This is a genomic window from Pantoea sp. X-Soil-ISGK-275 (genome assembly GCF_059730795.1).
This window is the reverse complement of record NZ_AP035977.1, coordinates 344,504-369,934: the sequence shown is the minus strand read 5'-3', so window position 1 is coordinate 369,934 and position 25,431 is coordinate 344,504. Positions and strand designations below refer to the sequence as shown.

At 55.3% G+C, this 25,431-nt stretch carries 24 protein-coding genes; 17 read left to right on the top strand and 7 right to left on the bottom strand.

What is annotated here, in order from left to right; genetic code table 11:
- Window positions 1–16 precede the first annotated feature (16 nt).
- Entirely contained in the window at window positions 17–343 is a 327-nt protein-coding gene (locus tag AC6I8A_RS21050) for a hypothetical protein (protein ID WP_265298415.1), read from the bottom strand.
- A 186-nt stretch (window positions 344–529) separates the two neighbouring features.
- Here AC6I8A_RS21050 and AC6I8A_RS21045 point away from each other — a divergent pair, with 186 nt between their 5' ends.
- The gene (locus tag AC6I8A_RS21045) at window positions 530–1,864 is read left to right on the top strand and encodes a glycoside hydrolase family 10-like protein (RefSeq protein WP_256699139.1); all 1,335 of its coding nucleotides are present in this window, start codon (window positions 530–532) and stop codon (window positions 1,862–1,864) included.
- Window positions 1,865–2,197: 333 nt separating this feature from the next.
- Here AC6I8A_RS21045 and AC6I8A_RS21040 read toward each other — a convergent pair whose 3' ends face one another.
- Window positions 2,198–3,118, bottom strand: a complete 921-nt coding sequence (locus AC6I8A_RS21040) for a LysR family transcriptional regulator (RefSeq protein WP_256698755.1) — start codon at window positions 3,116–3,118, stop codon at window positions 2,198–2,200.
- A 144-nt stretch (window positions 3,119–3,262) separates the two neighbouring features.
- On the opposite strand from AC6I8A_RS21040, the gene AC6I8A_RS21035 reads away from it, so the two are divergent.
- The 8 genes from AC6I8A_RS21035 to AC6I8A_RS21000 all read left to right on the top strand — a co-directional run bounded on the left by AC6I8A_RS21035 (window position 3,263) and on the right by AC6I8A_RS21000 (window position 10,830).
- Window positions 3,263–4,210, top strand: a complete 948-nt coding sequence (locus tag AC6I8A_RS21035) for a PDR/VanB family oxidoreductase (RefSeq protein WP_497819108.1) — start codon at window positions 3,263–3,265, stop codon at window positions 4,208–4,210.
- A complete protein-coding gene (locus AC6I8A_RS21030; RefSeq protein ID WP_497819107.1) occupies window positions 4,207–5,406 on the top strand; it encodes an amidohydrolase family protein in 1,200 nt (399 codons plus the stop codon). Before AC6I8A_RS21035 ends, AC6I8A_RS21030 begins: the two co-directional genes overlap by 4 nt.
- Window positions 5,396–5,851, top strand: coding sequence for a RidA family protein (locus AC6I8A_RS21025; RefSeq protein ID WP_497819341.1), 456 nt, complete (start codon window positions 5,396–5,398; stop codon window positions 5,849–5,851). The genes AC6I8A_RS21030 and AC6I8A_RS21025 overlap by 11 nt, the downstream gene beginning before the upstream one ends.
- A gap of 14 nt (window positions 5,852–5,865) precedes the next feature.
- The gene (locus AC6I8A_RS21020; protein ID WP_256698758.1) at window positions 5,866–6,744 is read left to right on the top strand and encodes a creatininase family protein; all 879 of its coding nucleotides are present in this window, start codon (window positions 5,866–5,868) and stop codon (window positions 6,742–6,744) included.
- A 9-nt stretch (window positions 6,745–6,753) separates the two neighbouring features.
- Window positions 6,754–7,725: an ABC transporter substrate-binding protein gene (locus AC6I8A_RS21015; RefSeq protein ID WP_256698759.1), complete on the top strand. Its 972-nt coding sequence runs from the start codon at window positions 6,754–6,756 to the stop codon at window positions 7,723–7,725.
- On the top strand, window positions 7,722–8,555 hold the full coding sequence (locus AC6I8A_RS21010; protein WP_479490631.1) for an ABC transporter ATP-binding protein: 834 nt from the start codon (window positions 7,722–7,724) through the stop codon (window positions 8,553–8,555). Before AC6I8A_RS21015 ends, AC6I8A_RS21010 begins: the two co-directional genes overlap by 4 nt.
- A complete protein-coding gene (locus tag AC6I8A_RS21005; protein WP_101761439.1) occupies window positions 8,552–9,352 on the top strand; it encodes an ABC transporter permease in 801 nt (266 codons plus the stop codon). The genes AC6I8A_RS21010 and AC6I8A_RS21005 overlap by 4 nt, the downstream gene beginning before the upstream one ends.
- A gap of 89 nt (window positions 9,353–9,441) precedes the next feature.
- Window positions 9,442–10,830 carry an FAD-binding oxidoreductase gene (locus tag AC6I8A_RS21000; protein WP_497819106.1) on the top strand — a complete coding sequence of 463 codons (1,389 nt, stop codon included), beginning with the start codon at window positions 9,442–9,444 and terminating at the stop codon, window positions 10,828–10,830.
- 55 nt (window positions 10,831–10,885) lie between these two features.
- Here the strand turns inward: AC6I8A_RS21000 and AC6I8A_RS20995 are convergent, their stop codons facing one another.
- Both AC6I8A_RS20995 and AC6I8A_RS20990 read right to left on the bottom strand, forming a co-directional pair.
- Entirely contained in the window at window positions 10,886–12,742 is a 1,857-nt protein-coding gene (locus AC6I8A_RS20995) for a putative phage tail protein (RefSeq protein ID WP_497819105.1), read from the bottom strand.
- Between the two features lie 319 nt (window positions 12,743–13,061).
- Window positions 13,062–15,041, bottom strand: coding sequence for an autotransporter outer membrane beta-barrel domain-containing protein (locus tag AC6I8A_RS20990; RefSeq protein WP_256699143.1), 1,980 nt, complete (start codon window positions 15,039–15,041; stop codon window positions 13,062–13,064).
- 450 nt (window positions 15,042–15,491) lie between these two features.
- Here AC6I8A_RS20990 and AC6I8A_RS20985 point away from each other — a divergent pair, with 450 nt between their 5' ends.
- Window positions 15,492–16,778, top strand: a complete 1,287-nt coding sequence (locus AC6I8A_RS20985) for a methyl-accepting chemotaxis protein (RefSeq protein WP_265298434.1) — start codon at window positions 15,492–15,494, stop codon at window positions 16,776–16,778.
- A gap of 94 nt (window positions 16,779–16,872) precedes the next feature.
- Here the strand turns inward: AC6I8A_RS20985 and AC6I8A_RS20980 are convergent, their stop codons facing one another.
- The 3 genes from AC6I8A_RS20980 to AC6I8A_RS20970 all read right to left on the bottom strand — a co-directional run bounded on the left by AC6I8A_RS20980 (window position 16,873) and on the right by AC6I8A_RS20970 (window position 19,720).
- Window positions 16,873–18,201 carry an NAD(P)/FAD-dependent oxidoreductase gene (locus AC6I8A_RS20980; RefSeq protein ID WP_479485342.1) on the bottom strand — a complete coding sequence of 443 codons (1,329 nt, stop codon included), beginning with the start codon at window positions 18,199–18,201 and terminating at the stop codon, window positions 16,873–16,875.
- Window positions 18,202–18,236: 35 nt separating this feature from the next.
- Window positions 18,237–18,842, bottom strand: a complete 606-nt coding sequence (locus tag AC6I8A_RS20975) for a cupin domain-containing protein (RefSeq protein ID WP_497819104.1) — start codon at window positions 18,840–18,842, stop codon at window positions 18,237–18,239.
- A gap of 128 nt (window positions 18,843–18,970) precedes the next feature.
- On the bottom strand, window positions 18,971–19,720 hold the full coding sequence (locus AC6I8A_RS20970) for an ABC transporter substrate-binding protein (protein WP_497819103.1): 750 nt from the start codon (window positions 19,718–19,720) through the stop codon (window positions 18,971–18,973).
- A 264-nt stretch (window positions 19,721–19,984) separates the two neighbouring features.
- On the opposite strand from AC6I8A_RS20970, the gene AC6I8A_RS20965 reads away from it, so the two are divergent.
- From AC6I8A_RS20965 to AC6I8A_RS20935, 7 genes are all read left to right on the top strand, one after another.
- Window positions 19,985–20,635, top strand: coding sequence for an amino acid ABC transporter permease (locus AC6I8A_RS20965; protein WP_008108724.1), 651 nt, complete (start codon window positions 19,985–19,987; stop codon window positions 20,633–20,635).
- 1 nt (window position 20,636) lies between these two features.
- Complete coding sequence (locus AC6I8A_RS20960) at window positions 20,637–21,440, top strand: amino acid ABC transporter ATP-binding protein (protein WP_497819102.1); 804 nt, start codon at window positions 20,637–20,639, stop codon at window positions 21,438–21,440.
- Window positions 21,441–21,454: 14 nt separating this feature from the next.
- Window positions 21,455–21,811 carry a cupin domain-containing protein gene (locus AC6I8A_RS20955; RefSeq protein ID WP_479485338.1) on the top strand — a complete coding sequence of 119 codons (357 nt, stop codon included), beginning with the start codon at window positions 21,455–21,457 and terminating at the stop codon, window positions 21,809–21,811.
- A 176-nt stretch (window positions 21,812–21,987) separates the two neighbouring features.
- Window positions 21,988–22,890, top strand: coding sequence for a metal ABC transporter substrate-binding protein (locus tag AC6I8A_RS20950; RefSeq protein WP_256698767.1), 903 nt, complete (start codon window positions 21,988–21,990; stop codon window positions 22,888–22,890).
- Window positions 22,887–23,693, top strand: coding sequence for a manganese/iron ABC transporter ATP-binding protein (locus AC6I8A_RS20945; protein ID WP_179452669.1), 807 nt, complete (start codon window positions 22,887–22,889; stop codon window positions 23,691–23,693). Before AC6I8A_RS20950 ends, AC6I8A_RS20945 begins: the two co-directional genes overlap by 4 nt.
- Entirely contained in the window at window positions 23,677–24,540 is an 864-nt protein-coding gene (gene sitC / locus AC6I8A_RS20940; RefSeq protein WP_265298448.1) for an iron/manganese ABC transporter permease subunit SitC, read from the top strand. The genes AC6I8A_RS20945 and sitC overlap by 17 nt, the downstream gene beginning before the upstream one ends.
- Entirely contained in the window at window positions 24,533–25,369 is an 837-nt protein-coding gene (locus AC6I8A_RS20935; protein WP_265298450.1) for a metal ABC transporter permease, read from the top strand. The genes sitC and AC6I8A_RS20935 overlap by 8 nt, the downstream gene beginning before the upstream one ends.
- Window positions 25,370–25,431 lie beyond the last annotated feature (62 nt).

Here is a 25,431-nt window from a genome sequence, read left to right as displayed (position 1 = left end):
AAGGATGCCGCGGAACTCAGTCGTACTGCACGTCGATGCTGATGGCTTCTTCCAGCACGTTGAGGTTAATCGCGCATTTGCGCCACACCGGCAAACCGTTGGTCATGTTGTTATCCACGAAGTACTGCTGAAAATCCTTCAGCGCCTCCGAGAGATCGCCAATCGCGCGCGCATCGGGTTCAAACCAATCCGGTTCACCGTTTTCATCGATGTAATCGAATTGAAACTGCCCGCCATCATCGTCCGCAAACAGTTCAGCCTGAACGATCAATTCCCGCGCACCTTCGGGGCCACAGCTAAAGATGATCTGGCCGATACGGCGATAAAGGTCTTCGTATTGCATAGGTTTTGGGTTCCTCAATGGTGTTTGGTGGCTGTCGCCATAAATGGCGACCCTACGTGAACGCGAATGTCTTTTGTAGGGTCGCCATTCATGGCGACCTGCAGTTTCTCGATTATATTGACTTTAGTTCGCATGATAAGAGAATGAGGCTCTTCGAACAGAAAGTTGCAAAAAAGGGAGTTTACCATAGCCTGTTCACATCGTTTTCCCTGGGTTAATACCTACAAAAAATCCGCTGCGCTGATTGCCGTTGCCGTCGCCCTCTCTCTTGCCAGTTGCTCCTCGCCGCCGCCAAAATCGTTGGTCACGCCGTTGCCGACGGTGACTAAACCGCCAATGCCCACCAAACCAGCGCTGAGCAAAGAGCCGGTGCGCGGCGTGTGGCTAACCACCGTTTCACGCCTCGACTGGCCGCCGATCAATTCAGTCAATGCCAGCCCGGCCAACCGCATCCACCAGCAGCAACAGGCGTTGACCGACAAGCTGGATAAACTGAAAAGCCTCGGCATCAATACCGTGTTTTTCCAGGTGAAGCCGGATGGCACCGCGCTGTGGCGTTCCAGCATCTTGCCGTGGTCAGATATGCTCACTGGCAAGATTGGCGAAGATCCCGGCTACGATCCGTTGAAGTTCATGCTGGATGAGGCGCACAAACGCGGCATGAAGGTGCACGCGTGGTTCAACCCTTATCGCGTCTCAACCAACGTCAAACCGTCCACGGTTAACGCGCTGAATAATACGCTTTCGCTGCAACCGGCCAGCGTATTTGTGCTGCATCGTGACTGGATTCGTACCGCCAGCGACCGTTTTGTACTCGATCCCGGCATTCCCGCCGCGCGTGACTGGATCACCAGCATCGTTGCGGAAGTGGTGTCGCACTATCCAATCGACGGCGTGCAGTTCGATGACTATTTCTACACCGAAACGCCCGGTTCAGCTCTCAATGACAACGCCACGTTCCGCCAGTATGGTCAGGGTTTTGCCTCAAAAGCCGACTGGCGCCGCAACAATACGCTGCTGTTAATTGAGCAGGTGTCACGCACCATCAAGCAGTTGAATCCGAACGTGGAATTTGGCGTTAGCCCGGCGGGCGTATGGCGCAATTTGTCGCATGATGCGGCGGGTTCCGACACGCGCGGCGCGGCCGCCTACGACGAAGCCTATGCCGATACACGTCGCTGGGTGCAAATGGGACTGCTGGATTACATCGCGCCGCAGCTTTACTGGCCGTTTGCGCGCCAGGCCGCACGCTACGACGTGTTAGCTAACTGGTGGGCGGATGTGGTGAAACCGACGCATACACGGCTCTATATCGGTGTGGCGCTATACAAAATCGGCGAAGCGTCGAAAAGCGAACCTGACTGGACGGTGAATGGCGGCGTGCCGGAGTTGAAAAAGCAGCTCGATCTCAACGAGTCAGTACCGCAAATTAACGGCACCATTTTGTTCCGCGAGAATTACCTGAATCAGCCACAAACTCAGGATGCGGTGAATTATTTACGCAGCCGTTGGGGCGATTAACATTATCGTAGGGTCGCCATTCATGGCGTAATGCTTGTCAGTTAAGCCAACGAAGAGTGCGCAGGCTGGCGCGTCTGCTGCGGCAAAAGGGCAATTCGCAGCGCTGAGGCTTTTACGTTGTGCCAGGAGCCTCACGCATGGATGCGTGAGGCAGTTCGGGGCCGGCCAGGACGGCCGATCCGCGAACGGTCCGTTGGCACGACGTGAAAGCCGAAGGTACCGCGCTAGCGGCGCGAGGACGGCCCGTGACGCAGCAGATGTGTCAGAGCCCTCACTAGTTTAAAGCAACATGCTTTCTTAACTGGTCGGCATTACGCCATTCATGGCGACCGATTACGCCAGCAGCTCCTCACTCTGCATCAGCGCAAAAAACGACTCCAGCTCGCGCAGCATCATCGAAGCGGCGATCGAAAGCTGGCGCTGCGGCGCAACACACAGCGACAGAGTAAACGGCTTCAGCACCGTATCGATCAGCGGGATAAACTTCAGTTCGCCGCGCCGATACTCATCGACGATATCCAGCCAGCACATCAGGCTAATTCCCACGTCATCGCGCACCAGCGAACGCAACATATGAATGTTATTGGTGCGCGCCACTTCATTGATCTTAATGCCCGAACTGTTGATCAGCGCCTCCAGTGGATCGGCCAGCATCAGCGGCGCGGCGGGCACGATAAACGGCCAGGATTCGCAGTGGCTAAAGCGGATCGACTCCAGCTGGGCCAGCGGATGCTGGCTGCTCACCACAATACCCAGACGTAAATCGGCAAATGACTTCACCAGCAGCTCGCGTGAACTCTGCGGATTGAGCATGATGCCGAAATCCGCATCGCCCGACGTCAACGCATTGGCGATGTGGATATTGCTCATGGTGGTCAGCGTGAAGGAGATGCCGGGATAGTCGCTGCGAATGCGTTGCAGGATCGAAGAGAAGAAACCGCGATTAATCGCATCGATGGTGGCGATATGCACATGACCGTGGCGCAATCCGCGTAAATCATCCAACTGTGTGCAGACGCGGCCAAAATCCCGCTGCCAGTTTTTGGCCGCATTCAGCAGGATCTCACCCGCTGCGGTCATACGTAATCCTGATGGATGGCGCTCGAACAGCGGCATATCCAGCTGTTCTTCGACGCGCAGGATCTGCCGATCAATCGACGATGCCGAGACATGCAGCACCTCAGAAGCCTTACGCAGCGAACCCTGGCGGGCCACTTCAGTGAAATAGAGCAGAAATCGGGAGAAGGCGAACATAAGGGGGTGCTCTCTTTTTTGCAACGCATCATGCGAATTAAACAGATGGACGCTTACACAAGGGCAAAATAATAATCGCTGTCATGATAAAAACAAGGGTTTGCGCGGTCTCGCAGCCGACGACATCCCTGCTCAGGCAGAAAGATGATGAAATCCAATTTTCTCGCCGTCACCGTCATCGCAAAGCAGTTCAACGGTGCAGGCAATGTGTTACTGACGCTGACGAGTCGCAGCGGACAGCAACTGCCCGCCTTCACGCCGGGCGCGCATATTGATGTGCTGATTCCCGACGGCGGGAAACGCCAGTATTCGCTCTGCTCTGCGCCAGCCGATGATTATGAAATCTGCGTGCGTCTGGATGAGTGTTCAACCGGCGGATCGCGCTGGCTGCACAACGAGCTGACAGTCGGCGATGAATTACAGATTTCCGCCCCGCGCAACCACTTCCCGCTGCCACAGGCGCCGCGCACGCTACTGTTTGCCGCCGGTATCGGTTTGACGCCGCTGTTGGTGATGGCCGAAACGCTGGCCGCGCGTCAGGCGGATTTCACTCTGCACCTTTACCTGAAACGCGCCGACGAGCTGGCTTTCAGCCCACGCCTGAGCAAACTCGGCGCTCGCGTCGTCATTCACTACAGCAGCGAAGGCGATAGCCTGCGTCAGCGCGTTCCCGACGATCTTACCCAGCCAGAGAACGCGGCGTTAGTGTTCTGCGGTCCGGTAGGCTTTATGGATCATCTGCAGCAGCTCGCGTTTCAATTCGGCTGGGCGGAAGCACAGTTGCACAGCGAGCGCTTCCAACCCAAAACGACGGTGACGGCGGGCGGTGCGTTCGAGGTGGAGATCGCCTCCTCCGGCGCACGCTTTGCCGTGGGCGCGCAACAAACTATCGCTGAAGTGCTTGAGAATGCAGGACTCGAATTACCGCTTTCCTGCGAGCAAGGTATGTGTGGTTCCTGTATCACCGGCGTACTGGCAGGCGAACCGGATCACCGCGATGAGGTGCTGAGTAAGCAAGAGCGTGCCGCCAATAATTGCATCGTATTGTGCTGCTCGCGCGCCCATTCTCCGCTGCTGGTACTGGATCTATGAGCGGCTATGCGGGTGCGACCGGCGCACGTTTACCCCGCTGGCTGCTGCCAGAAAACTGGCCTGAAACGAGTAATCAACCGCAGCTGGCGACCTTACATTTCCACGCCGCAGGCCTGCAATTCGAACCCGACAGCGCAGCAGCACCCGCTGATTATCTGCCGCTTAACGGCGCGCTGGTGCTACCCGCGTTTATCGAGCCGCACGCGCATCTGGATAAAACTTTCACTATCCAGCGCAGCCCGGCGCAACAGCCTGGTTTGCTGGCAGCGATTGCCGCCATGCATCAGGACCGCGCGCACTGGAACGCCGAGGATTTACAGCAGCGCGCCAGCCAGGCGCTGCGCTGGGCGGTGGAAGCCGGGGTTGGTTTGCTGCGCACCCACATCGACTGGTTCTCTATCGATGCACCGTTAGCGTGGCAAGTGATTGGCGACTTGCACCATCCGCTGTGCAGCATCGAGCGCGTGGCCCTCGCGCCACTCACCTTTTTCGCCGATGCCAGCGATGCGCAGCATATCGCTGCGCAGGTCGCGACCAGCGGTCCCGGCGCGCTGTTAGGCGGTTTTATTCACAGCAGCAATTGGGATGCGCAGGCGTTTCAGCATCTGATGCAGGCCGCCGAACTGTGGCAGCTGGATATCGATCTGCATATTGATGAAGAACTTAACGTTGAGGCGCAGGGATTACGCTGGCTGGCGCAGTATTTGCAGCAGCATCCGTTTAGCGGCGCGATTACCTGCAGCCACAGCTGCGCGCTATCGCAGCAAGACGATGCAGAACAGATTCTGGCCGTGCTGGCGCAGCACAATGTGACATTGATTGCGCTGCCGCTCACCAACCTGCTGCTGCAGGACGCGGTGCCTGACCGCACGCCGCGTCTGCGCGGGTTAACGCTGGTGAAAGAGGCGCAGGCGCTTGGCATTCCACTGCTGCTCGGCGCTGATAACGTGCAGGACGCGTTCTGCCCGTTTGGCAGTTACGACCCGCTCGATACGCTGTTTAGCGGTGTGCTAAGCCTGCAACTGGGCGCGCCATTTGATCGGGCCTCGGCGCTGATCTGCCAACGCCGCGCGCTGCTGGCCAATGATTTAGTGGTTTTTCCGCATGCCGATGTGGCGAGCTGGCCGTTGCGTCAACGTCAGCGCTATCGGCTGAAAATGGGTGTGCGTTATGGAGAAACAACAGATGGCGCTTGATGCAGGAGCGGGACAACCGCTGGCGAAATATGCCGCGTGGCGACGCGCGGGCGACTTCATTTTCCTCTCCGGCATTATTCCGGTGAACCCGCAAACCGCCACCATTGTGCGCGGCTATGACGACATTCCCGCTGCGGCACAACAACTGCTTGGCCGCACCGGCGAGTTCTCCACCGACATTAAAGAGGGGCCGATTCTGGCGCAGAGCTGGTACGTGCTGGAGAGCATCCGCACCACCATCGAAAGCGCCGGCGGTCAGATGAGCGATGTCTTCAAACTGGTGCAGTACTTCCGCAACCTCGACCATTTTCCCCATTACAGCCGGGCGCGTAAGCAATTTTTCCCCGATGCGCCGCCGGTTTCCACCGTGGTGCAGGTCAGCGAATTGCTGCCTAGTCCGGACGTCTTAATTGAAGTTGAAGCCACGGCGTGGTTGCCGCAATAACACGAGGAGTTGAAATGTTGCATGGTTATATTCCGGCAAACCGCTTTTTGCCGTACCTGAGCTGGACCGACATCGCCACGCTGGAAAATAAAGCCAACACGGTGATTGTGTTACCGACCGGCGCAATTGAGCAGCACGGCCCGCATCTGCCGTGTGCGGTGGATAGCGTGATCTCCTCCGGCGTGGTCGGCCATGCGCTGGCGCGCTTACCTGCAGCGATCCCCGCTTACGCCATCCCGCCGATCACCTACGGTAAATCGGATGAGCACCTGCATTTTCCCGGTACGCTGACGCTCACCGGCGAAACTTTGCTGCACACCATTCTGGAGATTGGCGAATCACTTTATCGCGCTGGTTTCCGCAAATTCCTGATGGTTAACGGCCACGGTGGCCAGCCGCAACCGTTGCAGATGGCGGCGCGCGAACTGCGTCTGCGTCACGGCGACATGATCATCATCATGCAAGACACTTTCAAAGTGCCGAACTGCGCTGAAAGCTTTATGGATGACAAAGAGCGGCAGATGGCGATGCACGCGGGACATGCGGAAACTGCGCTGATGCTGGCGCTCGCGCCCGATACCGTGCAAATGGACAAAGCCGTTGCCAACTATCCGCCAGAATTCCCCTGCCCGACGTTATCGACCAACAAACCGATGGCAGCGTGGGCATCCTACGATTTCGGTCCAAGCGGCGTGATTGGCGATCCTTTGCCGTCTACGCCCGAGCAAGGCGCAGCGATCCTCGATTCGCTGGCAGAAAGCTGGGCGCAGGTGATCACCGAAGTGCATCAGATGACGTGGGTAACGCGCGCCGAACCGGCGTGGGGCACCGGCCAGTGGCAAGGCAAAGTATTAGATCACAACGACGCAGCCGCCTTTTTAACACCTCGCTAGGGAATAACGATGAAAAAAACATTGAGCACTGTGGCCGCGCTTGCGCTGGCACTCTCGGCCCCGAGCATGGCGGCGGAGAAATTCACCTTTATGACCAACTGGTATGCGCAGGCCGAACATGGCGGTTTCTACCAGGCGCAGGCGCAGAATCTCTATCGCGATGCCGGCCTCGACGTCACCATCAAGATGGGCGGTCCGCAGGTGCACACCATGCAGCTGATGGCGGCCGGTCAGGCCGACTGTATCATCAGCGATAACATGCAGGCGCTGGAAATCTGGCAGCAAGGCGTTGAAGCGATGCCGGTTGCCACCACCTTCCAGCACTCGGCGATTGCCTTTCTCACTCATCCGGATGTGAAAAATCAGGCCGATTTGCAGGGCAAAACCTTCCTGCTGGCAGCAGAAGCCTACACCTCATATTGGCCGTGGGCGCAGAGCGCGCTGAACCTGAAAAATGCCCGCGTGCGGCCTTACACTTTCAGCATTCAGCCATTCCTCGCCGATAAAAATCTGGTGCAGCAAGGCTACATCACCTCCGAACCGTTTGCGGTGCAGAAAGCCAATGCGCAGGCCAATGTCTATCCGATCAGCGATTGGGGCTATCCGCCGTACGGCAACAGCATCGTTTGCATGAAATCGACCATTGAGAAACGTCCGGCAGCGGTGGCGGCGTTTGTGAAGGCATCGATGCAGGGCTGGAAAAACTATTTGCAGGATCCGAGTGCGGGCAACGTGCTGATCAAGAAAGAGAACCCGCAGATGAGCGATGAACAGATCGCCTTCGGCATCGCGCAGATGAAGAAATACCAGATGCTGACCGGCGGCGATGCGCAAACCGGCGGCATCGGCATCATGACCGAAGCGCGCCTCAAGCAAACCTGGCAGCTGCTGGTCGATACCAAGCTGATCGATCCCGCTAAAGTGCCGTTTGACGGCAGCTACACGCTTAAATTCATTCAAGACGTCAAGGTTCTGCCATGAATACAGCCAGCCATCTGACGCTGCTGCATCCCGATGCGCAAGCGTTGCCGCGTTCTGCGGCGCCACCGGCGATTGAGGTGCTATCAGCGGAAAAAATCTATCCCAATGGCACGCGCGCACTGCTGCCGGTCGATCTCACTATCCGTCAGGGCGAATTTGTCTCGCTGCTCGGCCCGTCCGGCTGCGGCAAAAGCACCTTGCTGAAAATGATCGCCGGACTGATTGAGCCCACCGATGGCAAGTTGATGCTGTTTCGCCGCGATCGGCGGGAGAATCAACGCGATCTGCCGCTGTCGTTTGTGTTTCAGGAAGCGACGCTAATGCCGTGGAGCAACGTGCACAAAAATGTACGTCTGCCGCTCGATTTGGCCGGCGTACCGCGTGCCGAAGCGGACACTCGCGTGCGCGAGATCCTCGAGCTGGTCGGCCTCGGCCAGTTTGGTCACGTGTTGCCGCGCGAGCTTTCTGGTGGCATGCAGATGCGCGTATCGATCGCGCGCGGCCTGGTCACGCGCCCGAAAGTGCTGCTGATGGATGAGCCGTTTGGCGCGCTGGATGAAATCACCCGCAACAAGCTGGACAGCGATCTGCTGGATTTGTGGCAGGAGCAGAAGCTGACGGTGGTGTTTGTCACCCACTCGATTCAGGAAGCGGTATTCCTTTCGCAGCGCGTGATCATGATGGCGGCGCGCCCCGGACGCGTGGTGGATGACATTCGCATTGAAACGGCGTTGCCGCGCGACGATGAGTTCCGCGTCAGCCAGGATTTCACGCACTATGCGCAACAGCTACAACGCGGCCTGTTGGCGGCCAGCAAGGAGAGTCAATGATGAAACCGTTAGCGAGCCATCGGCAATTTCAGCAGTGGCTGTTCCCCGCCATCGTCGCAGTCGCCATGCTGCTGTTGTGGCAGTTTCTGGTCACCACCTTCAAGGTGCCGGTGTTTCTGGTGCCGTCGCCGTTAGTGGTGGCACAAAGTCTGGTGCAGAACTTCCCAACGCTGTTTATGTCGTTGCTCTACACGCTGAAAATCACCGTGATTTCCTTCGCGGTAGCGATTGTCATCGGCTCGATTGTGGCGTTTCTGCTGGTGCAAAATCGCTTCATTGAAACCGCCCTTTTTCCCTACATCGTGTTCCTGCAGGTGACGCCAATTGTCGCCATCGCGCCGTTGATCATCATCTGGGTGAAAGACACCACGCTGTCGCTGGTGGTGTGTGCCACTTTGATGGCAGTGTTTCCAATCATTTCCAATACCACACAAGGATTGCGTAGCGTGTCGCCCGGATTGCTGAGCTACTTCCGCCTCAATCACGCATCGCGCATGCAGATTCTGCTGCGCCTGCGTATTCCCTCGGCGCTGCCGTACTTCTTCGGCGCGCTGCGCATCTCCAGTGGCTTGTCGCTGATTGGCGCAGTGGTGGCAGAGTTTGTCGCCGGCACCGGCGGCACCGATACCGGGCTGGCATACCAGATTTTGCAGGCCGGTTATCAGCTCAATATCCCGCTGATGTTCGCCGCGCTGCTGCTGATTTCACTGGCCGGTTTTCTGCTGTTCGCGCTGATGTCGTGGCTGACGCGCCGCGTGCTGGCGGCGTGGCATGAGAGTGAATTAAGCCCCAGCTGACGTGTAGGGTCGCCATTCATGGCGACCTTCTTACCAGGTCGCCATGAATGGCGACCCTACGGAACCCTCTTTTACCACAGGAAATAAACATGTCTGATTCTGATCGCCAGTCTGCACTGGCGGCGCTGGTCGCGGCGTTGCCTGAACTTGACTGGATTAAAGAAGCGCCGAAGGTCAAACGTCTGTCGCGCGATTTCCACTGGTTCAGCCCGGTACTGAAACCGCAGCTGGAAGAGAAGTTTGCCGAGCTAGCGGTGCGTCCGCGTGATGAGCAGGAGCTGGCGCTGATCGTCGCGGCCTGCACGAAACAGCGCGTGCCGCTCAATCTGCGCGGCGGCGGCACCGGCAATTACGGGCAGCTGATTCCGCTGCACGGCGGATTGATGGTCGATATGACGCGCCTCAACGCGGTGACCGCCGTCGGCCACGGCACGGTGCGTGCGCAGGCGGGTATTCGGCTCGGCGATCTGGAAGCGCATACGCGTCCACTTGGCTGGGAGCTGCGCTGCATGCCCTCCACCTGGAAAGTGGCGACGCTTGGCGGTCTGTTTGGCGGCGGATTTGGCGGCGTGGGCTCCATTAATTACGGTCCGCTGGCCGCGCCGGGCAATGTGTTGTCGGTGCGGCTGATGACCATGGAAGAGACGCCGCGCATTATCACGTTGCAGGCACCTGATGCATTGCTGCTGCATCACGCGTATGGCAGCAACGGCATTGTGCTGGAGATCGAACTGGCGCTGGCACCGCGTCACGACTGGATCGAACGTCTGGATATCTTCAACGATTTCGCGGCGGCAATGGCCTTTGCCGATGCGATTGCACGATCGCCGGGCATGGTGAAACGCCAGATTGCCGTATTTGCCGCGCCAGTACTCAATTACTTCAGCGATCTGGCCGATGCCGATGTGGCGGGCACGCATGGCGTGATTTCTGTGGTGGGCAGCGAAAGCGATGGATTATTACCTGCACTTCTCACCCAGCATGGGGGCCGCAACGCGCTGCATTTTGCCGAAGGTGAAAATAGCGGGCATTCGCTGATTGAATATTGCTGGAATCACACCACGCTGCAGGCGCTGAAAATCGATAAGACGCTAACTTACCTGCAAACTGCTTACACGACGGATAACTATTTGCAGCAGGCGTTAACGCTGGAAGCGCAATTATCCGATGAGGTGATGTCGCACATTGAATTCTTACGCGATATGAACGGCAGCATTACCTGTAGCGGTTTACCGCTGGTGCGTTATCAGGACGAAGATCGCCTCAACGCGATTATGGCTACTTACCGCACGAATGGCGTGAATATTAATAATCCACATGTGATTCATATTGAAGATGGCAAACAGGGCATGGTGCGTGCTGATGTGGTGGCGATGAAACGCGCCTGTGATCCCCACAATTTATTAAATCCCGGCAAATTGCGCGGCTGGGAAGTACGCGATACGTTGCCGGATGTGCATATCCCTGGCGTCAATTAACCACGTAGATTTTATTATTGTCGAGCCAGCAACCTCGATTGCTGGCTCGATAAAATTAATAGGGATCGGTAGCACTGTGCAATTCAATACTGCGCTCCGTTCCATTGACTCGAACTTTTAAGAAACGACGCGTTCTCCATGATCCATCGGGATTTTGCACGCTCTTTTCGAACACCGGACCATGCAATAACAACTCTTTATTGTCGTTGTACCCAAAGCCAACTTGTTTATTACCAATCCAGTGCTGTTCAAAGGCAACAACTTTCTCCGCATTCAGTCTGGTGCTCTCTTCGGCGCTACAGGCCGTGAAGCTTTTACGGAAAATAAAGCAATTTCCAGCCTGGTATCGGTCTTTGCCATTGGTATCGACTAGCGCAATGGAATAGGCGGTAAAGCCCGCAATTTTCACATAGAGTTTGGTTCGGGCACCATTACCCGAAATATGCACTTTGGTCACCGGACTGGAACCTTCACCATACCAACTGCCAATAGATTCAGCGCCATTTCTTGCCTGCAGATAGATATTTGCCACGCCTTCCGGCGTACGGCTACTAAAGTCAGTTTGGGTTTCACTTTGTGAGAGGAATTGTGCGGTGCCAATAATGCGCACATGTATTTGCGAGTTGGCATTAGAGAAAGCGAATTCCCCGACATAAAACCACTGTTCAGCCTCTTTCCCCTGATTATCCATGTGATACTGCGAGGAGATATAGTCATAGCTCAATGAACCTTGCGCAACGATTCCCCAATCCGACATCTCCAGTACCCCACGATCGCCTTCACCGATTAGCGTCCACGGCTCAATACCTTCGGTACTGTAATCGAATCCAGCACTTTGATTATGGATACTTTTTTGAATAATAGTGGCGCGGCAATAACCCAATTTTAATGGGTTATCGGTGGATTCAATCGCTAATCCCTCAATCACCCACTGGCCATTGGAAAGATCACCGGCAAATTCGGAGTGTTCAATCCAGCCGTTGCGAATAAAGGATTGCGTACAGCGCGGTAAATCCAGCACCGGCTTTTTAGTGCCGCCCTGCAAATTAAAATTGGAGAGTTCAATTGCCGTAGAGTGATCCCACGCGCCTTGTTGGCGATCGGACCAACGAGCATAAACAATGCTGTCCTGACAACCACGGGAATAGAACTGGTCGATTTTACAATCCAGCGTATCGATAAGATCAAGCGCACGTCCGCCCAAATAGCGGAATTCCATACTGCTGACGCGCAAGAACTGGCCGCCGATAATGGTATTAGTGTAAAAACCGACATTATTGAACGCCGTGCCGCCATCACCACCGCTGTCCGAACTCTTGCCTTTCACAACCAGCCCAGAAATTTCGGCATAGCGTGCCTGCACTTTAAAGAAATGTTGACCACGAGGTTTGGTATCCCAGTCGAAAAACAACGTCGTTGTTGGAAAATAACCGAAATTGACCGCCGCACCGGTAACCTTAAAACGGTTAATTTCTTTATCTGAGATATCAAACGTCGACATACTAAATTCGCCCGCTGTAAAACGTATCCCTGCTGATGGCAGCACGCGCTGCGACCAGTTAAACATGCGTTTCACCGCCTCGATGCAGTCGGTTTTCCCGTCAGGCACCGCGCCAAAATCCAGCACGGTGACCGAGTTATAATCCAGTATCACCCTTTTCCAGCGTTTCTTTCCCGCTGTCACAATCACCAACCCACCATCGTCTGGCGATGTGGTATCTGTTGCGTCATAAACAAATACGCCGCCGCCAGCTTTTGTTCCGCGCTTATACTCCAGCACCGTAGCGAGTTCACCGCCGGTGGTAGGTTCGGTGGCTTTGAGCTGTTCGATATCTATGATCTGAATAACCGGTGCCGCCGCCGTGACACTATTTTGTGGTGTGGTATTCGTATTGCTGGACGCATTCGCCATGGTGTACCCCTTAACTATTAAGAGAAAGTAACTGCACCATCGAGTATAAGTAACTGAAAATTAATGTGTTGATGCGTACCACTCTAATTGGGGCATTTGACTTATGTGATTTTTGCATGGCCAGACAACAATATGATTAATGGAAAAAAGCGTAGCGGCAGCGAGGCGATTTACAGATTAATCGCAGACAACTTCTTTATTTACATGGCACGAAACAGGAGTGGTAACGCGGAATTACAAGGTTGATGCTAAGCAGAGAAAGCATTTGTGATCGTTATAAATTAACAGGCCAGCAACTAACAGTTACTGGCCTGCATGCTTAGAACGTGGCGTTCACACCGACATTCCAGGTCACCTGATGGTAATCGCTATTCCCACCGACGGTTGAAACCCCGGCAAACGCATTCACCGTTTCGCCGAGCGGCACGTTGGCACCTAGCGACAGATCCAGCCAGTTTTTATCGCGCGCCTCAACGCTGCGTTCAAACGAAGTACGCGTCGATTTCAATCCGGCACGCACCGTGGAATCGGTATCGCCAAACTGATGGTTGTAGCTCACCTGTGCCCAGGGATTAACCACCCACTGTTTGCTGTCGATGCGCCAACCCACTGAGCCAATCTGTGAATGGGTGGTTTGATCGGAGTAGCGCATCGCGGTGCTGCTATCACTGTTCTCGCTGTAGCCGCCGACGCGACCGTAATCCAGCGCGTAACTGGCAACCGGCCCGGTGCTGAGATTTTCAGTAATTGGCAGCGTCCAGCCAGTCTGCACGCGCATGCCGAGCAATTTACCGCTGGTGCTACCCTGCTCGGTACGTTTGGCCGGGCCGATGTGGATATCACGCTCGATGCTGTCGAAATCGAGATCGGCATAATGCAGATCGGCGTTAATCCAGCCCTGATCGAACACCGTCAGCTGGCTATAAAGCGCCACCAGATTGCCGCGCAGTTTATAGTCGTAGTTCGACGAAGGTTCCTGGCGCTGATTGGTGTTGGAGAACAGCACACCCGTTTGCCAGTTGTCGGTGATCTGATAGCCGATACCCAGCGTTAAGTTGGTGGTGTTGGCATTTCCGTCGCTCCAGCTGTCGCCCTGATAATCGACATGTTGCCCGGCATAGCCGCCAAATACCGTGAACTTTCCGGCGCTGGCAGGCTGCTGACGCTGTTGCTGCAAATGCCCATCCAACGTGTTTTGCGTATCGCGCGCCATCATCAGTGGCGATTGTGACAGCGCCGCCACTTGCGCTGGCGCATCCAGAATCGACTGAATGTAATCGGCGATCATCGCGTGCACCGCTGGACTTGGATGCAGGCGATCGGCAAACAGATAATCCTGCGCGCTGGAAAAACCCGGCGTGCTGGATTGACACTCATCCGCTGACGTCCCAATCGGACACGCGATGCCGATAGTGTTGGTGAGGCCATATTGCGTGGGATTAGCGATCACTTCATCAAACAGCCCGGCTATATCAACACGCACGATGTTGCCATTCAGAGTCGCCAGTCCCGCTTCTTCCTGCTGGTTATAGCCGTCGGAGAGCGCAGTAACCTGCTCGCTGAGTTCTTGCCATGCGCTGTAAAGCTGCTGCGCCAGCGCGTCGCGCACCGCCGGAACAGAAGAGACTTCGCCCGCGGCTTGCGTAAACGCATCCTGCACCGCCTGTTGCCGCGCGGCTTTATCTGGCGTGGTGACGCTATCCAGCGACTGAAACGCCGCCACCATCGCTGGCGTGGCTGCGGTGCCTAACACGCGCAGCACCGTTTGGATCATATAAGGCGTTGAACCGAGTTGCGGTACGGTTGGCACAATTACCGCTCCCGCGCCGGCATCCAGCAACGTTTTGATCTGTGCAACCGATTGATTGGCGCTGTTGCTGATGGTTTCACTGGCGGTTAACGGATTGGTGACGGCAGCGGCGATGTCGTTGGCACCGACCCAATGGATGTACAAACCGTTGTTGTCAGCGCGGCCGCCGGTTGAGGCGAGGTATCCCGCCAGTTGATCCTGAGTATTTAATTCCGGATCGAGCTTCGGCACCGACACCGCGCCGCCCTGCGCATAATTGCTGCCGCCCAGTGTAGATCGCTGCAAGTCCTCGCCCAAATGCGCGGCAAGAATCTCGTCATATAAAGGATGTTGTGCACCGTCGAAGGTAAAGCGGCCCACGTTGCCGCTATCACTCAGGCTATCGCCAAACACGGTCAGGCTATCCCATGCCAGCGCCGGAGCTGGCGTCAGCAACGCGCTGAAGGTAGCGATGGCGACAGCAGAAAGCGCAGATTTGTGGTTGTTCATCATCAACTCCGTGATGGGCCAGCGTTACGTCGTCTGACCGGCAAAAGGTTAGGTCCGCGCATCAAGCGAACCCGCAACATCGCATCAGGAATGCGTAAGGGAAATATCAAGGACGTTTAACTGTTTAGTCAGGAAGGTGGCGTTATGCCAGTTTGCAGCAGCAAATTAACCGAAGTTTATGAACAACTCTTTTACATGCATTTAAATTAAACCTTTAAAAAAGGCCGCCGATAACTAACGATGCAGAGTTCGACTACGCTCTGATCGGTACCTTTGAAAACATCAGGTCGGTTAATTAAATACCCCCATGCGGCGCTGCGGCGCGCAGAGACACGTTCAAGTGTACGGCGAAGGGGATCTGCGGGCAGCCTAAGCGACACGTCCTGAACGTGAGCAGATTGGTGCTGCACGCCTTACGTTCAACAGCACAATAATCGCCTGAGGCTTCCCATGTTTGGTGTGAAAAAGTCGAGTCTTACCTTGCCGTTTTATAAAAGTGGTGATGTGATTAAAGATATCAATGCGATCAAACAGCATGTGGCATGGATCGAATTTACGCCCAACGGCGAGATTCTTACTGCCAATCATCTCTTCCTTGCCACCACCGGATACCAGCTGAATGAGATTCAGGGGAAACATCACCGCATCTTCTGCAGCCCGCAACACAGCCAATCTTCCAACTACCTCGCCTTCTGGCAAACGCTGGCGTCGGGCGAATCGGTGACCGGCATCTTTGAACGCTTCAATAAGCAAGGCCAGCGCTTCTATCTCAGCGCCACCTATTTCCCGGTGAGCGATGACAAAGGCCATGTTTACAAAGTGATCAAGGTGGCGTCGGATATTACAGAACGGCACCAGGAGCTGGAGCATAAAGAAGCGGTGATCACCGCGTTGGATCTTTCCATGGCGGTGATTGAATTTACGCCGGAGGGTCAAATCCTCACAGCAAACAATAATTTCCTGAAGCACATGGGATATGAGCTGGATTCGGTGGTTGGGCAACATCACCGTATTTTCTGCTTCGATAACTTCTACCGCGAAAATCCGGACTTCTGGCGCAAGATGGCCAAAGGTGAACACTTTGTTGGCCGCTTCGAACGCAAAACCGCCAGCGGTGAACGCATCTGGCTTGAAGCCAGCTACAACCCGGTTTATGACGCGGATGGCAAGGTCTACAAGGTGATCAAAATCGCCTCGGATATCACCGCGCGCGTGGAAGCTGCCAAGCGTGTGGCCGACATCGCGCTGACCACGTCTGAAGAGACCTCACAAATCACCGACAACGCCAATGAAGTGCTGGATGAAACCATCCGCAATTCCGGTCTGGTGGCGGTGCAGGTGAATGCGGCGACGGCAATTGGTGCCGAACTCAATGCCTCGGCGAAGAGCATTAGCGAGGTAGTCGAGACCATCAACCTGATTGCCTCACAAACCAATATTCTGGCGCTAAATGCGGCGATTGAGTCGGCGCGCGCCGGTGAAGCGGGCCGTGGATTCAGCGTGGTGGCGGGCGAAGTGCGGCGTTTGGCGGCATCCACCTCCAGCGCCACCAAGCAGATTACGCAGGTGGTGGAACACAACGCCAGTTTGATTGCGCAGATGGAGCAACAGCTTAATGAGGTGAAGCAGTTTGTGGTGACCGAGCAGGATAAAATCAGCGTGCTGTCACGCAGCCTGCGGGAAATTAACAGCGGCGTACATGAGTTTGTGAACGTGATTCATCGGTTAGATGTGTAATTTGTAGGGTCGCCATTTATGGCGACCTGGAAAGTATCGTGCGGTCAGCGGTAAGGTCGTCATGAATGACGACCCTACGGTGGCGGGGTTGTGATTACATCATCTGCGGTTCACGGATCGCCTGACCTTTGGCGAAACGCGCCAGACTGTACGGCTTCATATCGGTGAACAGCGGTTTGTTATTCACCATCTGCGCGCACAGCAAGCCTGCGCCCGGCCCAATACCAAAACCGTGGCCGCTAAAGCCGGAGGCGATAAACAAGCCCGGCATGCTGGTCATCTCATCAATCACCGGCACCAGATCCGGCGTGGTATCAATCCAGCCGCCCCACGCGTGATCCACTTTAATGCCGTTCAACTCCGGATAAAGCTGCACCAGTGCCTGCATTGCTTCCTGCACAATGCCGTTATCCGGTGCCGGATCGAGAGTACGAATCTTCTCAAACGGCGACACACCTTGGTTAGACCATGAACCGGCGGCTTCCGGGCCGTTGAAGAACGAGCCATTGATGCGCATCTTCAGCTTCTTAGCGATCTTGCTGCGAAACATCGGATAAAACTTGGTGGCGTAACGGATGTTTTGCGGTGCGAGGTCAATCTGCCCGCGCCCGGAGAGCGCCACGGTGTAGCTGCCATCCTGACGACGGCGGATGCACAACCCGCCAGTGCTGAGACAACCTGTGATCACTTCAGGTGCCGCCGTGGTTTTGAACGCGGTACCCAGAATGTTGGCGCTCGGCAGTTCGATGCCGTATTGCTTGCAGAAGCGTGAGCTCCACGCGCCGCCGCAGCAGATCACGCGATTGGCTTTCACAAGGCCGCGCTCGGTCCAGACGCCGGTCACGCGTCCGCCGGAAACATCGAGGCCGCGCACCGCGCAGTTTTGCTGGATTGATGCGCCAAGGTTTTTCGCGCCAGTCGCAATTGCCGGTGCCGCCAGTGACGGCTCCGCGCGTCCATCGCTGGGCGACCACACGCCGCCAATCCACGGAGAATTGTTGCCGATGCGTTCGCGCGTCTCTTGCGCAGTCATCAGATGGCTAACGAAACCAATTTGCTTCGCCTGTTTGCCCCACGCTTCCCAGCGCGCCAGGTCGCTTTCGCTCTGCGTGCCGTAAGTAATGCCCTGACGCGAGAAGCCGAGATCGAGGCCGATTTCGCTGCTCAACTCGTCCCAGCGCTGCAAACTGCGCATCGCCATCGGCAGCTCATACAGGTCGCGGTTTTGCTGGCGCACCCAGCCCCAGTTACGACCGGATTGCTCGCCGCCGATCACGCCCTTTTCAAACAGCGCCACGGAAACGCCCTGTTTTGCCAGTTCGTAACTCACCGACGTGCCAATAATGCCGCCGCCAATGACTATCACATCAACGGATTCGGGAAAGCGTTCACTGTCTGCTACTGCATTGATTTTTATGCGCATCGTCTCAAGTCCTGCACGCCACGTCGGTGACGAAATCACAAATGATGTTCAGAGGGAATGTGCATGATCCACAATACTCTGGCTTCACTCGCGCTATGGTTAAAAATGTTGTGCGGTAAATGGCTCTGGAACTGGAAGCTGTCGCCCGCAGTTAAGATGGTGCTGTCGCCATCAATCTCCAGCGTTAGCTCACCTTCCATCACCAAACCGGCCTTCTCGCCCTTGCCCATTAACATCTCATCGGAACGCACGCCCGGCGGCACATTGATGAACATAAACTGCAAATCGTGATCGCCTGACGGCGACAACATCTCCTTGGAGATCCCGCGCTTGCCGACATTGAAATGCGGCCGCTCAACGGCGCGACGCACATAATGTTCCGCGCCGCGCAGGTTGGTTTGATTCTCTTCAAGAAAGGCTGAAAGTGGCACTTTCAACACTAATCTCAGTTGCTCTAACACGCGCACGGTGGGATTGGTCAGGTTGCGCTCGATCTGGCTGATAGCGCCAGCAGACACATTCGCCAGCTGCGCCAAATCAGTGATGGTCATATTGCGCGCCTTACGAATCCGTTTCAGGCGCGATCCAATATCCGCGTCCTGCGCATCCGTTGCTTCGTCACTGATACTCACTTTCTTCATCGGTTTTTACCCTTCCAGCGGATAACTTTATCCAATTTCGCACAGCGCAGTCGCCGCGTTTATTTCCCTGATACTGTGTTTATCGCTGAAATTACCGGTGCGAGACAGCAAAATATGCCGCAGCGACGTTATGGCATGCCCCATTTGGTTTTAATAATTTGCAAAGTGCCGTCTTCTTTCATCGCAGTCAGCGCGCTATTAATCTGCGCCATTAATGGGTCGTTGCCCTTTTTCACGCCAAACGCCATCGGCGAAACATGTTCGGGTTTATAACCGTCGATAACGTGCATGCCTTTCAGGCCACCGGCTTTTTCCTGCGCTTTCAGGATCGGATAATCATTCATGCCTGCCGCAATACGTCCGAGCGATAAATCGCGCGTCATATCCGCCGGACTGTCATACACCTTCACCTCTTTGGCGATGCCGCTCGCCATCAGGCTTTGGGTGTAATCGGTGCCCGCCATGGTGCCGACGATGTCACCTTTTACATCCTGCCACGAGTTATAGGTCTTTTTGTTGTCGTCACGCACCACCAAACCCGCGCCAAACGCGGTCACCGGCTGCGAAAACGTAATGCGTTTTGCGCGTTCTTCGGTGGGCGTCATACCGGCCACAATCATGTCGATTTTGCCGGCAATCACCGATTGAATCAGCGTGGAGAACGGAATGGCGGTGTAGTTGATGTCGAGGTGCTGGCGTTTAGCCACTTCGGCTGCCACATCCGGCATAAAGCCTTCAATTTTGCCGCTTTGGGTATCGAGAAAAGTGGTTGGCGCACTGGAAGGCGGTGAACCGGCGGTCAGCGCCGCCGCTTGAGCATTGAGGCTAAATGCAGCCGCCAGACACGCAAGTAATAACCGGGAACGATTAGCAGACATAACTCACTCCTGAATCAAATGAAAAGGGCGAACGTCATTTTCACTATAATGAAATTAGTCAGGTGTCTGTCAATGTTTTATTTAATCACACTGCGTGAATTCACAATTCAGGATTAACCCCTTTGATAACAAGCGTTATTTAACCTATAGCCTATTCGTATGACGACAATAAGTAAAAGCTATCTCTGTGCGGCGGGTAAAGATTGACAGTGATTCGCCATCGGGGATATTCATTATAATGAAAATTATCTGCAGGGGATTATCATGGATTGGAGTAGTATTCACGTTTATCTGCCCTTCCTGTTAAAAGGGGCCGAAATGACGATTTACATCACCATTTTGTCCCTGATAATCAGCACGCCATTGGGACTGATTTTTGCTGCTGCGAAGATGTGTCCTTGGAAAATAATTTCCTGGCCGATCGCGACGGTAATTAATATTACGCGCGGCCTGCCGATGATTGTGGTGCTGTTTTATATCTATTTTGTCTTCCCCGATATTGGTATCACGCTGTCGTCATTTCAGGCCAGCGTGATCGGTATCGCCTTCTGCTTTTCGACCTATATCGCTGAAATTTTCCGCGCCGGCATTGAATCGGTAGATCGCGGCCAGCTCGAAGCCGCACGCTCAATGGGCATGAGTTTCCCGAAAGCAATGCGCCGTGTGGTGCTGCCGCAGGCGTTTCATGTTGCCCTGCCGCCTTACAGCAATACGCTGGTGATGATGCTGAAAGATTCCGCGCTGGCCTCCACCATCGCCGTCACCGAGATGACACGTCAGGGCCAGCTGATTGCTGCATCCACGTTCGATAACACCACGGTGTATACGCTGGTGGCGCTGCTTTATCTGGTGCTGTGCCTGCCGTTGCTGGCGCTAACCAAGCAGCTGGAAAAACGCCAGATTAAAGGAGCCTGAGATGATTGAAATTCGTGATGTGTACAAAAAATTCGGCCATGTCGAAGTGCTGAAGGGCGTGAGTTTCAACGTCAGCGAAGGAGAAGTGGTGTGTTTGATCGGCCCGTCGGGTTCAGGGAAATCGACCATATTGCGCTGCATTAACGGCCTGGAAACCTACGAAGGCGGCGACATCAACGTGCTGGGCCAGCGCGTCAATAACAAACATAAAAGCATCAACGATCTGCGTCGTCAGATCGGCATGGTGTTTCAGCGCTTCAACCTGTTCCCGCATCGCAGCGTGTTAGAGAACGTGATGGAAGGTCCGATTCACGTCAATGGCGAACCGCGTCATGTGGCGGAAAAGCGCGCCAAAGATCTGCTGGCGATGGTGGGGCTGGCGGAGAAGATCAACGCGTGGCCGACGCAGCTTTCCGGCGGTCAACAGCAGCGCGTGGCGATTGCCCGCACGCTGGCGCTGCAACCAAAAGCGATATTGTTTGATGAACCAACCTCAGCGCTCGATCCAGAACTGGTGGGCGAAGTGCTGCAGGTGATGCGCAATCTGGCGCGTGAAGGCATGACGATGATTGTTGTGACGCATGAAATGCAGTTTGCGCGCGAAGTCGCTGACCGCGTCTGTTTCCTGCACAGCGGCCAAATTGTCGAACAAGGTCCCGCCGATCAAATCCTGCTAAAACCGCAGGAGCCCCGCACCCAGGATTTTCTGCGCCGCGTGCTGGGCAACGTGGTCTCCACCACCTGCGACTGTTGCCGCAGTGTCGCCATTCATGGCGACCTGGAATCTCAACCGCACAACACTTAATTCAGAGGAAAATAATGAAAGTCCAAAAAATCACCCAACCCGCCACCATTGCATCGATGGAAGATTGGGGTAGCGTGGAAGGTTTACCTGGCACCGGCAGCATTGCATTATCCGGCATTCAGAAAGTGATTCCCGGTAAAGAGGATATCGATACCGGAATATTCGAGTGCGGCGTCGGTTCCTATCGCCGCTCGGTGAAACAGGCCGAAATCATGCACTTCCTCAACGGCAACGGCTCTTTCACGCCGGATGGTGAAGAGACGCTGCACTTCAAACCTGGCGATTCGTTGTTCTTTGAAGCCAATACCGAAGGCACCTGGCTAATTGAAAACACCATGCGCAAGTTGTATGTGATTTTTGACGCCAGCTGATTAATGCGCTGACTTCCCCGGTGCGCAGAGATGCGCACCCGACAAAATCCCGCCTTTATATACCGTTCCCCTTTCGTAAATTTTCGTCTAGATACTGGCATTGCGAACAAAAATGACTCATATAAATAGCATCAGCTATATATTATAGCATTGGCTATATTTCTCTGGAGATGATCATGTTCACTCAACGCCTCTTGCCTGCGATTGCTGTCCTGCTGTCACTCAGCGCGTTTACCGCGTCCGCGGCTGAAAAACTTAAAGTGGTAACCACTTTTACGGTGATCGCCGATATGGCGAAAAACGTTGCGGGTGATGCGGCGGAGGTGACGTCGATTACCAAAACCGGCGCAGAAATCCACGAATACCAACCCACGCCAGGCGATATTCGTCGCGCGCAAGGTGCCAATCTAATCCTGGTAAACGGCTTTAATCTGGAATTGTGGTTCAGCCGTTTTTACCAGCGCCTCAAGGATGTGCCGCAGGTTACCGTGACGCAAGGCATTGAGCCAATGGGCATCACCGAAGGCCCGTACAACGGCAAACCCAATCCGCATGCGTGGATGTCGCCGGATAACGCGCTGATCTACGTCGATAACATCCGTAATGCGCTGCAAAAATACGATCCCGCCAATGCCGCGATTTATCAGGCCAACGCCGAGCGTTACAAAGCGCAGATTCAGCAGACCATCGCGCCGATGCGTGCCGCTATCGACAAACTGCCCACCGATAAACGGTGGTTGGTGACCAGTGAAGGTGCGTTCTCTTACCTGGCGCGCGATTTCGGTTTGAAAGAACTCTATTTATGGCCGATTAACGCCGATCAGCAAGGCACGCCGCAGCAGGTGCGTAAAGTGATCGATGCGGTGCGCGATCATCAAATTCCAGCCATCTTTAGTGAAAGCACCATCTCGGCCAAACCTGCTCAACAAGTGGCGCGTGAAGCCGGTATTCATTACGGCGGCGTGTTGTACGTCGATTCGCTGAGCAACAGCGATGGCCCGGTGCCGACCTATCTGGATCTCTTGCGCGTCACCACTGAAACCGTGGTGAAAGGCATCACAGAAGGAAGTCAGAAATGAACCCAGCCGCAGGTTTACTCGTCGAGAATGTCGGCGTTACCTACCGCAACGGCCACACGGCGCTGCGTAAAGCCTCTTTTAGCGTGCCCGCAGGCAGCATTACCGCGCTGATTGGTGTTAACGGCTCTGGCAAATCCACGCTGTTTAAAGCGATCATGGGATTTGTGCCGCTCTCCTCAGGCGCGGTAACGCTGGCCGGTTTACCGGCCAATAAGGCGCTGAAACACAATATTGTTTCTTATGTTCCGCAAGCGGAGGAAGTCGACTGGAGCTTCCCGGTGCTGGTGGAAGATGTGGTAATGATGGGCCGCTACGGCTACATGGGCATGCTGCGTATTCCGCGTGCCGCCGATAAACTGAGCGTAGATCAGGCGCTGGAACGCGTGGGAATGAGCGCCTATCGTCATCGTCAGATTGGCGAGCTGTCGGGCGGGCAAAAGAAACGCGTGTTTCTGGCGCGCGCGCTGGCGCAAAGTGGCCAGATTATCCTGCTGGACGAGCCGTTTACCGGCGTTGACGTCAAAACCGAAGCCGCGATTATCGCCCTGCTGAAAGAGCTGCGCGACGAAGGCCGCACCATGCTGGTTTCCACCCACGATCTCAACGCCATCCCCGATTTCTGCGATCGCTGCGTACTGGTGAAAAACACCGTGCTGGCGAGCGGCCTGTTGCATGACACTTTCACCGCCGACAATCTGGCGCAGACCTTTGATGGCGCACTGCATGAGCGTAACGCGGTATTAATGCAGTTGATGAAGGACAAAAATCCGGACCGGGGAGCAAATCATGTCGTGGATTATTGAACCGTTTGGCTATCAATACATGCTGAATGCGATGTGGATCGCGGCGCTGGTCGGCGCGATTTGCGCCTTTCTTTCCTGCTTTCTGATGCTGAAAGGCTGGTCACTGATTGGCGATGCGCTGTCGCACTCGATTGTGCCCGGCGTGGCGGGCGCGTATATGCTCGGACTGCCCTTTTCACTCGGCGCGTTTCTCTCCGGCGGGCTGGCGGCTGGCAGCATGCTGTTTCTTAATCAACGCACGCGTTTAAAAGAAGATGCCATCATCGGTCTGATTTTCTCGTCGTTTTTCGGCATCGGCCTGTTTCTGGTGTCGCTTAATCCCACGTCGGTGAACATTCAAACCATCGTTCTGGGCAATATTTTGTCGGTTGCGCCCGCTGATATCTGGCAGCTCGGCGCGATTGGCTTTATCACCCTGACCATTCTGCTGCTGAAGTGGAAAGATCTGATGGTGACCTTCTTTGACGAGAGCCACGCACGTTCACTCGGTTTGAATACGCTGCGGCTGAAGATCCTGTTCTTTACCCTGCTCTCGGCGTCCACCGTCGCCGCGCTGCAAACCGTCGGCGCCTTTATGGTGATTTGTCTGGTGGTGACGCCCGGCGCGACCGCCTATCTGCTGACCGATCGTTTTCCACGTCTGTTGATGATCGCCGTCGCCATTGGCAGCGTCACCAGTTTTCTCGGCGCGTGGAGCAGCTACTTCCTCGACGGCGCGACTGGCGGCGTGATTGTGGTGGCACAAACGCTGGTATTTTTAGTGGCCTTTGTCTTCGCGCCAAAACATGGCGTGCTGGCGGCGCGCCGTCGTGCGCGTCAGACCCTGGAGGACGGCGTAAATGGCTGAATTACTGTTGAGTCCTTTCCATTTCGAATTCATGAACATGGCGCTGATCACCACCTTGGTGCTGTCGCTGCCGTGCGCGATGCTGTCGGCGTTTCTGGTGCTGAAAGGTTGGTCATTGCTCGGTGATGCGATGAGCCACGCGGTATTTCCCGGCGTGGTGATCGCCTGGCTGATTGGCTTGCCGTACGCCATCGGCGCGTTTGTCGCCGGGATGCTGTGCGCCGTCGCAACCGGCTACATCAGCGAAAACAGCCGCATCAAACCCGATACGGTGATGGGCATCGTCTTCTCCGGCATGTTTGGCGCCGGTTTGGTGCTGTACCTGAAACTGCAGCCTGAAGTGCATCTCGACCACATTTTGTTCGGCGATATGCTGGGTATCAGCCTGGCGGATATCATCCAGACCGCGGCCATCGCGGTGATTGTCAGCGTGCTGATTGGTATTAAGTGGCGCGATTTACTGCTGCACGCGTTCGATCCCAATCAGGCGCGCGCCTGCGGCATCAACGGTAAACTGATGCATTACGGTTTGCTGTGTTTGATCTCGCTGACCATTGTCGCCGCGCTGAAATCGGTGGGCGTAATTCTGTCGATTTCCATGCTGATCGCGCCCGGCGCTATCGCCTTGCTGTTGGCGCGCCGTTTTGTGCAGGTGATGTTGCTGGCGATTGGCATTGCGATGGTAACGGGTTTCAGCGGCGTGTACGCCTCGTTCTTCCTCGATAGCGCGCCGGGTCCAACCATTGTGGTGATCTACGCGGCGCTGTTTGTGCTGGCGTTTTTGTATGTCACGGTGAGGGATCGGCGCACGCAGCAGGTGCATGGCTGATGAAGTGATCGCCATGGATGGCGACCCCTACGTCGTGCGTACCTTTGAAAACACGCGAAGTG